This is a genomic window from Coprococcus sp. AF38-1 (assembly GCF_003603945.1).
Taxonomy (GTDB): Bacteria; Bacillota; Clostridia; order Lachnospirales; family Lachnospiraceae; genus Coprococcus; species Coprococcus aceti.
Genome location: NZ_QVGO01000003.1, coordinates 412,964 through 427,720 on the forward strand (window position 1 = coordinate 412,964; position 14,757 = coordinate 427,720).

A 14,757-nucleotide genomic window follows, 5' to 3' on the forward strand; every position below is an offset into this window, starting at 1 on the left:
CGCACCCGGTAACCATAAGATAGACTTGTACTGGATTCAGAATAGTAGTATTACGTCAATTCCTCGTGGTCAAGCTCCAACAGTTTGAAATGATTCTTTTTGAACTCTATAAGTCCCTCACTCTGCATGTTGGACAGCTCCTTTGACAGTGCGGTTCTGTCGACATTCAGGTAGTCGGCAAACTGTTCCCTGTTAAATGGGATATCGAACTCAGTTGTTCCAAGAGAGCTGGCAAGTCCTGAGAGATAATAGCTGACACGCTCACGTATCTTCTTTGGCTTTATATAGAAGATATGAAGAGAGAGTGTGAGACTTCTTCTCGATGATAGGAGAAGAAGATTCTTCAGCATTTGCAGATGCCACGGATAACTGTTGTATTTGCCGGACATGATATCCTGTGCGTTGAGCAGGAATACTATGGTAGGCTCTGTTGCTCTTGCATCGATCATGAGTTTGTGTCCAGACAGGGCGTATGTTTCACCGAACACCTTTCCAGGAAGTGCTGAACTCAGGATACTTTTGGAGCCCCAGTAGTCAACATTCTCAACAATCACCCGGCCTTTGATGACTATTCCAAGCTCCTCGGTTATTTCGCCGGCTTTGAATATAGTGGAGTTGTATCTGTAATAGTGTTCGCGCAGGATCCCGAGATCCATCATGGTTTTGATATCGGCTTCCGAGATTCCTTTAAATGCCATCATGTTGAGTACTTCAGACAATTGATATTGAGGAATTTTAAGTTTCATACATAACCTCCATCTTATTATTTATTTCTATGCAGAGCAGCAGTCTGCAGCGTAGTATATTATAGTGACAAGGTGTCATGATGCAGGGGTGCAATCAGGCTTTCAGCTATAGAATGTATATTTTTTCAAAACACAGTATATTGTATATGTGTAATAAATTATCCCTTGTCCATACACAATATATATTATTCATATATTTTCTCAAATTTTTTCAAAAAAAAGTTGTTTAAATCTTTATTACGTGGTTATAACAACCGAATTTATGAGTAAAGTATAATATACTTACAAATGAAAAGCAAGGAATGTGATAAGCATTATTGAATTATAGAAGATTATTCTGTATAATAAGTAAATAGTGTGTCACATTTTCACATATTAAAACACTGAAAGGAGAAATTTTATCATGTTACAGAACCAGGAATGGGAATCATTCACAGGTAGACTCTGGAAGGAAGAGTGTAATGTAAGAGACTTCATCCAGAACAACTACACACAGTACGATGGAGACGAGAGTTTCCTTGCAGCCCCAACAGATGCTACTAACAAGCTTTGGGATAAGCTTCAGGCACTTCAGAAGGCTGAGAGAGATAACGGTGGAGTTTTAAAGGAGGATGCTGATGTTGTATCAAGCATCACATCTTATGGCCCAGGCTACATTGATCCAGAGACAAAGGATCTTGAGCAGATTGTAGGTCTTCAGACAGATGAGCCACTTAAGAGAGCATTTATGCCTTATGGTGGTATCAAGATGGCTGAGGAAGCTCTTCAGATGTATGGATATACTCCAAACGAGAACTTCCACAAGATCTTCACTGAGTATCACAAGACACACAACCAGGCAGTATTTGATGCTTACACACCAGAGATGATGGCAGCTCGTCATACACATATCGTAACAGGACTTCCTGACACATATGGTCGTGGACGTATCGTAGGTGACTACAGAAGAGTTGCTCTTTACGGTATTGATCAGCTTATCGCTTGGAAGGAAGAGGATAAGGCTAACTGTGGCGATGGCAACATGTTTGATGATGTCATCCGTCAGAGAGAAGAGCTTTCAGAGCAGATCAAGCGTCTCAAAGAGATGAAGGTTATGGCTCAGTCATACGGATATGATATTTCAAAGCCAGCTTCAAACGCTAAAGAGGCTGTTCAGTGGTTATACTTCGGATACCTTGCAGCTATCAAGACTCAGAACGGTGCAGCTATGTCAGTTGGACGTGTATCTACATTCCTTGATATCTATATTGAGAGAGATATTAAGGCTGGTAAGCTTACAGAGGCTGAGGCTCAGGAGCTTATCGATCATTTCACAATGAAGCTTCGTATGGTTAAGTTCGCAAGAATTAAGTCATACAACGAGCTGTTCTCAGGAGATCCTGTATGGGCTACTCTTGAGGTTGGTGGTATCGGTGTTGACGGACGTTCAATGGTTACAAAGAACGATTACAGATTCCTTCATACACTTGAGAACATGGGACCAGCTCCAGAGCCAAACCTTACAGTTCTTTACTCATCAGCTCTTCAGGATACATTCAAGAAGTATGCTGCTAAGATTTCTGTAAGAACAAGCTCAATCCAGTATGAGAACGATGATGTAATGAAGCCAATCTGGGGCGATGATTACTCAATCTGCTGCTGTGTATCAGCTACACAGACTGGTAAGGAGATGCAGTTCTTCGGAGCTCGTGCAAACCTTGCTAAGTGTCTTCTTTACGCTATCAATGGTGGTAAGGATGAGAAGTTCCTTGACAAGAAGACTGGTAAGCCAATGCAGGTAGGTCCAGAGTACTCACCTATCACATCAGAGTACCTTGACTATGATGAAGTACTTGCTAAGTACAAGAAGATGCTTGACTGGTTAGCAGGACTTTATGTAAATATTCTTAACCTCATCCAGTACATGCATGACAAGTACTACTATGAGTCAGCTGAGATGGCACTTATCGATACAGATGTACGTCGTACATTTGCAACAGGTATCGCTGGATTCTCACACGTAATCGACTCACTGTCAGCAATCAAGTACGCTAAGGTTAAGGTTATCCGTAACGCAGAGACAGGACTTGCTGAGGACTTCGAGATCGAAGGCGAGTTCCCTAAGTATGGTAACGATGACGACAGAGCTGATAACATCGGTGTATGGCTTCTTCATGAGTTCCTTACAGACATCAAGAAGAGACACACATATCGTAATTCAGAGCCTACAACATCTATCCTTACAATCACATCTAACGTAGTTTATGGTAAGTACACAGGTAACCTTCCAGATGGAAGACGTGCTTGGACACCATTTGCACCAGGTGCTAACCCAAGCTACGGCGCTGAGACATCAGGACTTCTTGCATCACTTAACTCTGTTGCAAAGATTCCTTATGAGTGGTCACTGGATGGTATCTCAAATACACAGACAATGAACCCATCAGCACTTGGACATGATGAGGAAGAGAGAGCTACAAAGCTTGTAAGCGCAATGGATGGATACTTCGATCAGGGCGCTCATCATCTGAACGTAAACGTATTTGGTAAGGATAAGCTCCTTGATGCTATGGAGAATCCAGATAAGCCAGAGTACGCTAACTTCACAATCCGTGTATCAGGATATGCTGTTAAGTTCATATCACTTACACGTGAGCAGCAGCTCGATGTTATCAACAGAACATTCCATGACTCACTTTAATTCTTAGCTGACGCTGGATTTTCAGTGAAGTTATAGATGCTTTGTCAGATATAACAAGAACCATGGTCCCGGGGATAACCTCTCCGGGACTTTTTTTAAGAATATGCATTTATATCATTTTTATAAGAGATAATAGACATGTAGTTTTGTTTGTAATTACTTTCATTAATTGAGAGTTGTATTTGAATAGGAAGAACTTAGAGGTGAAATATGTCTGAAAAGAAACAGGTTTTAGGATATGTCCATTCGACAGAGAGCTTTGGAGCAGTAGATGGTCCAGGTATAAGATTTGTAGTTTTTTTACAGGGCTGCAAGATGAGATGTAAATATTGTCACAACCCAGAGACATGGAATCTTGTGACAGACTATAGTAAGCTTTACTCAGATGAAACAAGCGATGCTGAGAGAGAAGAACTTGAGAAGAAGATAGAAGAGAATACAAAGCTGCTGAAGGATAAGGGCGTCAAGATCGAGGCGAGGACCCCTGAGGACCTGTTAAAGCAGGCGCTCCGCTATAAGCCATATTGGAAAAACGGTGGTGGTATAACAGTGAGCGGTGGTGAGGCGCTGCTTCAGATGGATTTCCTCATCGAGTTTTTCAAGCTTGCAAAGGCTGAAGGTATTCATACAACAATAGATACAGCCGGCAATCCATTTACAAGGGAGGAGCCATTCTTCTCCAAGTTCAATGAGCTGATGAACCTCACAGATTTGTTCCTGCTTGATATCAAGCAGATCAATGATGACAAGCATAGAGATCTCACAGGATTCTCCAACAGCAATATACTTGATCTTGCACAGTATCTGTCAGATCAGGGTAAGCATATGTGGATCAGACACGTACTGGTACCAACCATCACAACTGATGAGGATGATCTGAGAAAGACTAAGGAGTTCATAGACACTCTTAAGACTGTAGATAAAGTTGAGGTACTTCCATATCACAAGCTCGGAATCCCTGAGTGGGAGAGACTTGGAATACCATATAAGCTTGAGGGAATCGACCCGCCTACTGATGAGGAGCAGAAGCTTGCAAAGAGTATTCTGGAATAAACTTAAGAACAAGAACCGGGAAAATCATCGATAGTTCAGTTCCCAGCCTATGCTCTAGCAGTCTATAAAAATATTTGCGTTGAGACACAGGTGCTATATAAGATGTTAAAACCATTGTAACGGGTGTGACATTTTATATAGTACCTGTGTTTTGTTATATCAAAAAATAAGTTTAACATAATTAATTAGTAAACAGTGGCTAGGTGCATGCAAAAGAAGTTATAATATATAATTAAAGTGCTACAAACACGTTATATCACTGCAAAGTATATGGGGAGTAAATTATGTATAAGATAGACGAGAACGCATGGAATGAAAAATATATATTGCTGATCCCAGCCATGCTGGATGCGCATTTTCCTCTGATAAAATACGCCTTTTATTCAAAGGATTATCATCCGGTCATACTGTCAAATGAGGATCATATCACGGATGTGGGACTTAAGTATGTGAACAATGATATGTGTTATCCGATTGTGTTAAATGCCGGGCAGATGATAGATGCACTGCAGTCAGGCAAGTATGACATCAACCGGACAAGACTTCTCATGCCGACGGCGGGGGATGCATGCAGGGGAGCCAACTACTTACATGTGTTAAAGGAGTCGGTGAGAAAGGCAGGATTTGACAGGGTAAAGATATTGTCTCTGAATGTTAAGGGGCTGGAGAAGGAATGCCAGATGCGCGTGCAGCCATTCATGGTGTGGAGAGCCCTGTTCGGACTCTTCTACGGAGATATACTCATGCTGCTCCTCAATCAGACAAGGCCAAATGAGGTGAAAAAGGGGCAGTCGCAAAAGGTTTGGCAGAAGTGGATAGATATCCTGTCCAGAGATCTGAAAGATGGAAAGAATCTGACTCTCGGCAGGATGAAACGAAACTTTGTCAGTATAGCCAGGGATTTTTCAAGGATAAAGCTGCATGATAAGAGGAAACAGCGAGTGGGGATAGTGGGAGAGCTGTACATAAAGTATTGCCACTTGGGCAACTGGGATATGATAAAGTTCCTCGAGTCAAATGGATGTGAGAGCCATACAAATGGGCTTTCTTGGTATGCCATGTACTATATGGATTCACATCTCACAGACAATATGACATTTGAATCTCTGCTTTACAAGGCGGGGCTGAAGTTCTTCGGCAGCCTGCAGAGAGCGATGATAGAGGCGCTTAGAAAATATGGGTTCTATACCATGGAGGATTTCTTCACGATGAAGCGTGAGGCTGAAGGATATGTGAGCTGGGGATATAAAACAGGAGATGGCTGGCTCATCGGCGCGGAGATAACGGGACACATACTCCATGAGTGTCCAAAGGTTCTGGCGGTTCAGCCATTTGGCTGTATGCCTAATCACACATGTGGAAGAGGTTTGTACCCTTCACTTCAGAAGAAGCTGCCGCAGGGCATGATAGTGAGCTGTGATGTGGATTCCAGTGGTTCAAAGCTGAATGTCTACAACAGGGCGAGGATGCTGGTGGACATGCCACTTAAAATGGGGAAATAGGCAATTGCGAAACTTAAATACGCTGAATGTGCAAGAGATGTTTTAGCATACCAATCAGGGGTCGCTCTCGCTTAACTTAGTCTGCAACGGTACTAAAGATGTCACTAACGTGCCATCTAAGTACCGGCGACTTCGTATTCCCCTGATTTGGTAATGCTAAACATCTTCTTGCATGTTGAATAGATTAAGGGTTTCGTAATTGCCTAAATGGAAAATAGAAAATGGAGAAATAAAGATGAAAAAGATATTTGTTGTTGAAGATGACGAGAGCATCTGTGATGAGCTAGTGCAGATACTTGAGAATGAGGGCTATGAGGCTGAGAGTCTTAAGAGCTTTGACAATACAAAGGACGATATATTGAAAGCGGCACCAAATCTGGTGCTCATGGATATCAATATTCCGGGGATAAACGGCAGAAACTTAGTGAAGGAGATAAGAAAGGAATCTGATGTGCCTATCATCATGGTCACAAGCAGGACTTCCGAGATGGATGAGGTGCTGTCCATGAGTTATGGCGCGGATGATTATATAACAAAGCCATACAATCCAACGATACTTCTGCTTAGGATAGCGGCGGTGCTCAAGCGCATGGAGGGCAGCCAGAATACGGCATCATACAGAGATGCGGAGGTCAACTTCAGCAAGGGGACAATCAGCAAAGGTGATCAGGAGATGGTTCTCACCAAGAATGAGATGATCATATTCCAGCTGCTGCTTGCCAACAGGGAAAAGATAGTGTCGAGAGATGAGATCATGACAGACCTGTGGGATAATGATGAGTTTGTAAATGACAATGCACTCACGGTGAACATCAGCAGGCTCAGAGGAAAACTGGCGGATCTTGGATATGATGATGCCATAGAGACCAGGAAGAAGCAGGGATACCGACTTGTATGACAGGTAAGTGGGATTGTATATCATTTACAGTGACAAAAGATTGGAGTAATTTTGTAAAATGAAATTTGGCTTGTATATAAAGGATAAACTTGGAATAATTGCGGGATATGCGGGATTTGTGATATTTGTGATATTCACATATCTGCTCATGATGGCATTTCACTCACAGTTACAGATGAGAATTATGTTCGTCATAGTGGCTGTGATATTTGTCGTCTCGGTTATCGCTTTCGATTATCTGAGAAAATATAAGTTCTACAACAGTCTGGTTGGACATCTGGATGAACTGGATCAGAAGTATCTCATACTTGACACTTTGGACGAGCCTGACTTCTACGAGGGAAAGCTGGTGTATTCAGCTATGTACGACATCAACAAGTCCATGACTGAGAATGTGAGAAAGTACAGGGACAGCGTGGAGGATTTCAAGGACTTTATTGAGATCTGGGTTCACGAGATCAAGCTTCCTATAGCCAGTCTGGTGCTCATGTGCCACAACAACAGGGATGTGATCCCGAGAAAATATGTGGATCAGGTCGCAAGGCTTGACGCGTATGCGGATCAGGTCCTCTACTATGTGAGGGCGGAGCATGCATCGGCAGATTACAGATTTGCCGAGACAAATCTTAAGAGTGTCATCGGAAGGGTGGCTGTGAAGAACAAGGATATGCTGCTTGATGGTGACATATCGTTGAATGTTCATGATGTGGATGAATGTGTTGTGACAGATTCAAAATGGCTTGAATTTATGGTAAATCAGATCGTGAGCAACAGTATCAAGTATATAGACCGAGGACAGGAAAAGACTATAGAGATCTGGACTGAACCGTTGGGTGACGGCAAGGCTCTACACATAAGGGACAATGGAATAGGTATACCACAGTCTGATATTCCACTTGTGTGCAAGAAATCATTTACCGGGGAAAATGGCCGGAAACATGCGAAATCCACAGGTATGGGACTTTATATAATAGACAATCTGTGCAGGCAGCTGGGACATAAGCTGAATATAGCGTCAAAGGTGGATGAATACACAGATGTGAGCATAGTATTTGGACATAATGATATATACAAGATTGGATGATATAAAAATTGCGTTTTTCGATAGTGGGATACCGGATCGGGTGAGCGTCCCCAAGGTTACAGAATTGTAATGTTAGGTAATAATGGAAAAAGGACAATTGCTTTCAAAATGTGTAAACTGCAAATATGTTCAATGGTGAGAGCAGTAATAAACAAACATTTGAGGAGGCATTTCAATGGAAAATCCAATGGGAAATTCAATGGAAAATTCAATGGAAACAATATTAAAGATTGACAACATTGAGAAATATTATGGAAACAAATCCAATATGACAAAGGCCATAGATGGAATATCATTCGATGTGGAGGCAGGAGAGTTCGTTGCTATCATGGGTGCATCGGGAAGCGGTAAGACGACACTGCTTAACTGCGTTTCAACTATAGATAAGGTTAGCAGTGGACACATATATGTGGGCGGAAAGGATATCACCACGTTAAAGGGCAACAAGCTAAATGCATTCAGACGTGAGGAGCTCGGTTTCATATTCCAGGACTTTAATCTTCTTGACACACTCACGGCGTATGAGAACGTAGCATTGGCGCTCTCCATACAGAACGTTTCTGCAAAGCAGATAGACGAGAAGGTCAGAGCTGTTGCAAAGCAGCTTGAGATAGAGAGCGTGCTTAAAAAATATCCTTATCAGATGTCTGGCGGACAGAAACAGAGAGTGGCATCGGCCAGAGCTATCATAACTGATCCAAAGCTTGTGCTCGCCGACGAGCCTACAGGAGCACTTGATTCGAAATCAGCAAAGCTTTTGCTCGAGAGACTCAAGGCTCTGAACGAGAACCTGAACACCACCATACTTATGGTCACACACGATTCATTTACAGCAAGCTATGCAAAGCGAATACTGTTCATCAAGGATGGCAAGGTGTTCCATGAGCTCAGAAGAGGCGGAGATACCAGAAAAGAATTCTTCAATAAGATCATAGATGTCGTGACACTGCTTGGAGGTGATCTGAATGACGCTCTTTAAGCTTTCCGCATCAAATATGAAGAAGAGTATAAAGGACTATGCCATATATTTCTTCACTTTGGTACTCGGTGTTGCAATCTTCTATGTGTTCAATGCCATAGAGACGCAGACCGCCATGCTCCGGATATCGGCTGACACAAGACAGGTCGTGCAGCTCATGAGCAAGATAATCGCGGGCGTCAGCGTGTTCATCGCATTTGTGCTCGGATTCCTCATCATATATGCAAGCCGTTTCCTGATGAAGAGGCGTAACAAAGAATTTGGTCTGTACCTCATCCTGGGAATGGGAAAACGCAAGGTGTCCACAATGCTTTTCATAGAGACACTTATCATCGGACTTGTATCACTTGTGGTAGGACTTCTTGCCGGAATAGGAATCTCACAGCTCACAAGTGTACTTGTTGCAAACATGTTCGATGCAGATATGTCATCATACAGCTTTGTATTCTCCGGCAGCGCATTTGCCAAGACCTGTCTGTATTTTGCAATCATATATGTGGTGGTTATAATCTTCAACACTTTTATCATCAGCAAATGTAAGCTCATCGACCTTTTCCAGAATGGAAGAAAGTCTGAGAACGTCAAGATCAAGAATCCATGGGTATCAGTTATCGTGTTCCTGATATCAGCTGTATCACTTTGATATGCTTATCATGCGGTAATTACCGATATAAATGACATGTACATGAAAGATCTCTACAAGTGGATCGTGGTCGGATGCGTTGCAACGGTGCTTTTCTTCTGGTCAGTGTCCGGAATGCTCTTCAGGATCGTGTCATCCATGAAGAATGTGTACTATAAGGGACTCAATACATTTGTCGTCAGACAGATGAGCAGCCGTGTAAATACAAATGTACTTTCAATATCAGTCATCTGTCTGATGCTTTTTGTGACAATATGCGTGCTTTCATCAGCGCTTGCAGTGAAGAATTCCTTAAATGAGGGCATTGCAAAGTACGCAAGAGCGGATGTGAGTATATCGAAAACCCAGAGCAGTGATTCAATCTATTATGACGAGGACGAGATGGGTAATGACAGCGAGACAAATGATCTTTTGAAGAAACTTGAGGTGACTGATGGAAAGAGCATAGAAGATGTATATAGTGAAAATAATGTGGATCTTGGATCATACTTCTCAGATTACGTTGACGTACACACATATACATGTCCTGCACTTACAATCAGAAACTATCTGGGAGATGAGGCTTTGATTGATTCTCTTGGAATAGATGTAAACGCTTTGTCTAGATTTGAGGGAACGGAGGAGATCATATCACAGTCTGACTACAACAAGGTGGCAAAGATTTATGACAAAGCGGAGATCCAGCTTGCCGATGACGAGTATGCAATCCTGGCAAATTATAGAATATTCGTTAAGATCCGTGATGAGAGACTTCAGGAGGGAAAAGAGATAGAGGTATATGGCAACAAGCTTAAACCGGTTATCTCGTATTGTATAGATGGTGATATAGAGCTTGCCACTCAGCCCCTCAACACAGGTGTGTTTATCGTGCCGGATTCAGTCGTTGAAGGTGCACAGTTCGCGAAAGAGTATTTCATCGGAAAGTATGCCGATCAGGACATAGATGCCATACAGGATAGCGATACGATTATAAATAAGGTATCGAATAAGGATGTGACCTGCGGACTTATCACAGTAAACACTAAAGATAGTATTAAGGCAGCCAGCGTGGGAGTTGGAGCTATCGCATCATTTATAGGTATGTATATCGGACTCATATTCCTCATATCCGGTGCAGCCATCCTCGCACTCAAAGAGCTCTCAGAGAGTACAGACAACATAGAGAGATACAAGATGCTCAGAAAGCTTGGCGTGGATCAGCACATGATCAACAAGGCCCTTTTCTCACAGATGGGACTATTCTTCGTATTCCCACTTGCTCTCGCCATAGTCCATTCGGTATTTGGAATGATGGTCAGCACGAAGATTCTTGACACTATGGGAGCGTATGATATAGCAGGTGCTATCGGAATCACGGCTGCCATCGTGGTAATCATATATGGCGGATATTTCCTTATAACGTATCTGTGCAGCAGGAAGATTATCAGTGAGTGAGGATATAACTATTATTGAAAATAATTGCACTTTTTATTGAATGAATAACATAATTATGTTATCATCAACATACGATATAAATGTGACGTGTCACATTGTCTGGGCTGGTCGTAAGACCCAGGTCCAACCTAATTAGGCGGGGAGACTCCCCGCCATTTTTTATATAGAGTTGTAATGGGGAAATTCCTCAAAGGGATACATAAAAAGGAATTTTGATGGTTAACAAATGATTATTTGTATATGGATTGGAGGAAGTCATAATGAACAAACACGTAGAAAAAGCTATGGAGATAAGAAACGAGACACCGATGGTCAATAACTGTGCGCAGACCATCCTGCGGGCTTACGCGGACGAGCTCGGAATAACAGGAGATATGGCGGCAAAGCTCAGTGCTAATTTCGGTGGTGGCATGAAGTGCGGCTTGACATGCGGTGCGATCACAGGAGGACTTATGGTACTTGGCGCTCTGGGCATTGAGAATCCATACGTGATAAATCAGTTCAGGCGCAGGATAGCAGATAACCACAATGGCATGACCGATTGTGTCGATCTGTTAAAGGCAAATGCACAAAAGGGCGGAATCAAGAAAGTGCACTGTGACGGCATGATCAGGGAGGCTATAGAGCTGATAGATGAACTGGTGAAGAGTGAATAAATATAACAAGAACAACGTGTTTACCTATCCTGGAGGAAAAAGGGCTTCGGGAATGGAGGATGCAAGTAATGGAAGAAAGGGCATTGCAAAGGAACTGTTATCCCGTGTTGTAAATGATGCAAGGGATTATGGATGTGGAACGATACAGATCACGGCATCTGACATGGGTGTTAAATTGTATACGGATTTCGGATTTGTTCATAATGGTAATTTCATGCAGTATAAGCTGTAGTATATATGATGATGGAGCAAAAGTTACATTTAGAGATTGCCTTGCCTATCACAGTGGAAGATAACGTCTGGATCGGAATGAATGTTTCGGTGCTGCCGGGAGTTACTTATTTTAGGGCGAAGTTATAAGTAATTAGTATTGACACAGCAATAAACTCCTTTATAACAAATACTACAAATGTAATATTTATTATAAAGGAGTTTTGATATGATGAACTTATATTTTTTTATCTTGAAATACTACGTGTGTAATATATACAAGAAGTTATATTGTTGGCTACTTTTGGTTGGAAAAACCAAGGCGGAACGCTGGGCGGCGAATGACGGTCATAAGTACCTGAAGCGTATCTGCGAACAGTGCGGCAAAGAGTTTTATCCGAACAGCATAAGGCAGAGGTTTTGCAACACCGACTGTACAAAAGCCCATCAGCAAGCCGAAAAAGAAAAGAAACGCTTTGCCGAAAAGGGAGAGCACACCTTCCGTCAAAAGGTCTGCGAGATTTGTGGTAAGCCCTTCTGGCCGTCCAACGGTCAGGAGGTGCTATGCTCCGAGGAATGCAAAACCATCAACCGCAGGCGGAAACAGCTTGCCTATTATCACCGTAAGCAATCCGGGCAGAAAGCCGGAGAAGCAATATAAAACCAAGGAGGACGACACTATGGAGAAATTCATCACAGACGAAAGGACAGGCTTGCAGTATGAGCTTGTCGGGGACTACTATTTGATTGCCGGAGAGGACGAGCCGGAGAGCAGACCCATCGGCATATGGGGACAGCGGCATTTGCGGTATCTGAAACAGCACCGCAAGGCACTCTATTCCGAGCTGCTGACCACCGGCAAGCTGAACGATTACCTTGCAGACTTCGACGAGCAGGCAGAAGCAATGTTTTCTTGGCTGCTGTCAAGCGACGGTGGCTTTTCCTTTGCGGGCAGTATTCAAGAAGTCATAAAGTTCCGTAAGTAATGGAAGAAGCCAGCGTTTGCGGAAATGTCACAATTTACGGAGGTAAAGTTTCAAATTCCAATTGCCTTTTTGCACTTGTTATGATATTATTAGTATGCGTACTAAAACGTTTAAAGAGAGGCGATATATTTGCGGAGAGACAGCAGTGAAACAAAGAGGAAAATACTGACCGTGTGCGTCCGTCTCTTTCTGGAACAGGGGTATAAAAACACCTCTGTCAGTCAGATTGTGGATGAAGCAGGTGTTGCAAGGGGAAGCTATTTGAATCTGTTTCCTACCAAGGACAGAGTTTTGCTGGAATTGACCGAAACGATGTTCGGCGGACAGTTCGGCGTGGCAAGAAGCATTGCAGACAGCAAGCTGCCGCCGGTTTATGCCTATGCGGTGGAAACGGCGATCCAACTGACACTGACTGAACTGAATGAGAACCTGCGAGAAATCTACATTGAAGCCTATTCCCTGCCCGACACGTCGGAATATATTTACCTGCATACCACAGCAGAGCTGAAGCAGATTTTTGGTGAAAATTTTCCCGATGATACCGAGAGCGACTTTTATGAGATGGAAATTGGCACGGCGGGATTGATGCGCAGCTATATGGCGAGAAAATGTGATATTCATTTTCCGTTGGAACGCAAGCTCAGCCGTTTTTTGACGGCAGCAATGAGAGTATATCGTGTGCCAGAGGAAGAACAGGCAAAGGTGCTTGCCTTTATTCAATCACTGGATATTGAAGCAATTGCTACAGAGGTTATGTATAAGCTGTTTGCAATGCTGGAAATGAAATACGATTTTAAGCTGTCAAAGGACAGCAAAGGAGAGGAAACTATATGAATAAGAAAATTTTGAGCGTTGTGCTCATACTGTGCGTGATGCTGGCTGTTATGCCTATGACGGCATATGCGGCGGGTACTGCGTTTTGTACTAAATGCAACCGGATACAAACGGTAAGGCTGACTTATCGATACACAGATAATAATTGGCACCAATGCTATGTTACATGCACGGTGTGTCATAATATATGGGATTACGGAATGTCACACGAATGGAGCGGAACGGCGACTTGCACAAGCGGAAGGACATGCACGGAATGCGGCGGATCTTCCGAACCGCTTGGGCACGACTGGGGCACTTGGACGCAGAACAGCGATGAAAAGACCCACACCCGAATCTGTAAGCGTGACACCAGCCATACAGAAACCGAGAATTGCCACGGCGGCACGGCGACCTGCACCGCAAAGGCTGTCTGCACGGTCTGCGGCGGCGAATACGGCGAGATGGCGGCACACAGCTTCACTGCCGAAAAAGCAGAGGCGCAGTATTTGAAGTCTGCTGCAACCTGTACCGAAAAGGCGGTCTACTACAAGTCCTGCGCAGTCTGCGGTCTGAGCTCCGAGGGCACGGCGGATGAGGCGACCTTCTTCTCCGGCAATGCGCTGGATCACGACTGGGGCGCTTGGACGTCCAACGAAGACGGCACCCATACCCGCACCTGCAAGCGCGATGCCTCGCACACCGAGACTAATAACTGCACCGGCGGCACGGCGACCTGCACCGCAAAAGCCGTCTGCGAGGTATGCAAGTCTGAGTATGGCGAAAAGCTGCCCCACGACTTCACGGCGGAGACCGTGGATGCAAAGTACCTGAAATCCGCCGCCACCTGCACGGGAAAGGCGATCTATTACAAGTCCTGCGCAGTCTGCGGTCTGAGCTCCGAGGGCACGGCGGATGAGGTGACCTTCTTCTCCGGCAATGTGCTGGATCACAACTGGGGCGCTTGGACGTCCAACGAAGACGGCACCCATACCCGCACCTGCACTGTTGACGGATGCTCTGCAGGCACGCAAACGGAGAATTGCATCGATGCAAACAAAGATCACAAATGT

General features: G+C 43.7%; 15 protein-coding genes. 14 read left to right on the top strand and 1 reads right to left on the bottom strand.

Features of this window, described 5'->3' with window-relative positions; all coding sequences use genetic code 11:
• Positions 1-50: 50 nt before the first annotated feature.
• Positions 51-746 (bottom strand): Crp/Fnr family transcriptional regulator, encoded by a 696-nt coding sequence (locus DW025_RS06350; protein ID WP_055222757.1) that lies wholly within the window; start codon positions 744-746, stop codon positions 51-53.
• 403 nt (positions 747-1,149) lie between these two features.
• On the opposite strand from DW025_RS06350, the gene pflB reads away from it, so the two are divergent.
• The 14 genes from pflB to DW025_RS14950 all read left to right on the top strand — a co-directional run.
• Positions 1,150-3,426, top strand: coding sequence for a formate C-acetyltransferase (pflB, locus tag DW025_RS06355; RefSeq protein WP_117548842.1), 2,277 nt, complete (start codon positions 1,150-1,152; stop codon positions 3,424-3,426).
• A 210-nt stretch (positions 3,427-3,636) separates the two neighbouring features.
• Complete coding sequence (locus DW025_RS06360) at positions 3,637-4,479, top strand: radical SAM protein (RefSeq protein ID WP_004854109.1); 843 nt, start codon at positions 3,637-3,639, stop codon at positions 4,477-4,479.
• Between the two features lie 284 nt (positions 4,480-4,763).
• Positions 4,764-5,981, top strand: a complete 1,218-nt coding sequence (locus tag DW025_RS06365) for a 2-hydroxyacyl-CoA dehydratase (RefSeq protein WP_119999196.1) — start codon at positions 4,764-4,766, stop codon at positions 5,979-5,981.
• 235 nt (positions 5,982-6,216) lie between these two features.
• Positions 6,217-6,879 carry a response regulator transcription factor gene (locus DW025_RS06370; RefSeq protein ID WP_119999198.1) on the top strand — a complete coding sequence of 221 codons (663 nt, stop codon included), beginning with the start codon at positions 6,217-6,219 and terminating at the stop codon, positions 6,877-6,879.
• A 58-nt stretch (positions 6,880-6,937) separates the two neighbouring features.
• A complete protein-coding gene (locus DW025_RS06375) occupies positions 6,938-7,963 on the top strand; it encodes a sensor histidine kinase (RefSeq protein WP_119999200.1) in 1,026 nt (341 codons plus the stop codon).
• A gap of 211 nt (positions 7,964-8,174) precedes the next feature.
• Positions 8,175-8,942: an ABC transporter ATP-binding protein gene (locus DW025_RS06380; RefSeq protein ID WP_119999221.1), complete on the top strand. Its 768-nt coding sequence runs from the start codon at positions 8,175-8,177 to the stop codon at positions 8,940-8,942.
• Positions 8,929-9,585: an FtsX-like permease family protein gene (locus tag DW025_RS15110; protein WP_243104909.1), complete on the top strand. Its 657-nt coding sequence runs from the start codon at positions 8,929-8,931 to the stop codon at positions 9,583-9,585. Before DW025_RS06380 ends, DW025_RS15110 begins: the two co-directional genes overlap by 14 nt.
• 36 nt (positions 9,586-9,621) lie before the next feature.
• Entirely contained in the window at positions 9,622-11,019 is a 1,398-nt protein-coding gene (locus DW025_RS06385) for a hypothetical protein (RefSeq protein ID WP_243104911.1), read from the top strand.
• Positions 11,020-11,279: 260 nt separating this feature from the next.
• Positions 11,280-11,675 carry a C-GCAxxG-C-C family protein gene (locus tag DW025_RS06390; RefSeq protein ID WP_119999202.1) on the top strand — a complete coding sequence of 132 codons (396 nt, stop codon included), beginning with the start codon at positions 11,280-11,282 and terminating at the stop codon, positions 11,673-11,675.
• Positions 11,668-11,907, top strand: a complete 240-nt coding sequence (locus tag DW025_RS06395) for a GNAT family N-acetyltransferase (RefSeq protein ID WP_330521953.1) — start codon at positions 11,668-11,670, stop codon at positions 11,905-11,907. The genes DW025_RS06390 and DW025_RS06395 overlap by 8 nt, the downstream gene beginning before the upstream one ends.
• Positions 11,908-12,114: 207 nt before the next feature.
• A complete protein-coding gene (locus DW025_RS06405) occupies positions 12,115-12,546 on the top strand; it encodes a hypothetical protein (RefSeq protein ID WP_119999204.1) in 432 nt (143 codons plus the stop codon).
• 19 nt (positions 12,547-12,565) lie between these two features.
• Positions 12,566-12,871, top strand: coding sequence for a TnpV protein (locus tag DW025_RS06410; RefSeq protein WP_119999206.1), 306 nt, complete (start codon positions 12,566-12,568; stop codon positions 12,869-12,871).
• A 129-nt stretch (positions 12,872-13,000) separates the two neighbouring features.
• On the top strand, positions 13,001-13,705 hold the full coding sequence (locus tag DW025_RS06415) for a TetR/AcrR family transcriptional regulator (protein ID WP_243104912.1): 705 nt from the start codon (positions 13,001-13,003) through the stop codon (positions 13,703-13,705).
• Positions 13,702-14,757 (top strand): hypothetical protein (locus tag DW025_RS14950; protein WP_207666802.1); only part of this gene is annotated, 1,056 nt, incomplete at its 3' end. The genes DW025_RS06415 and DW025_RS14950, both read left to right, overlap by 4 nt.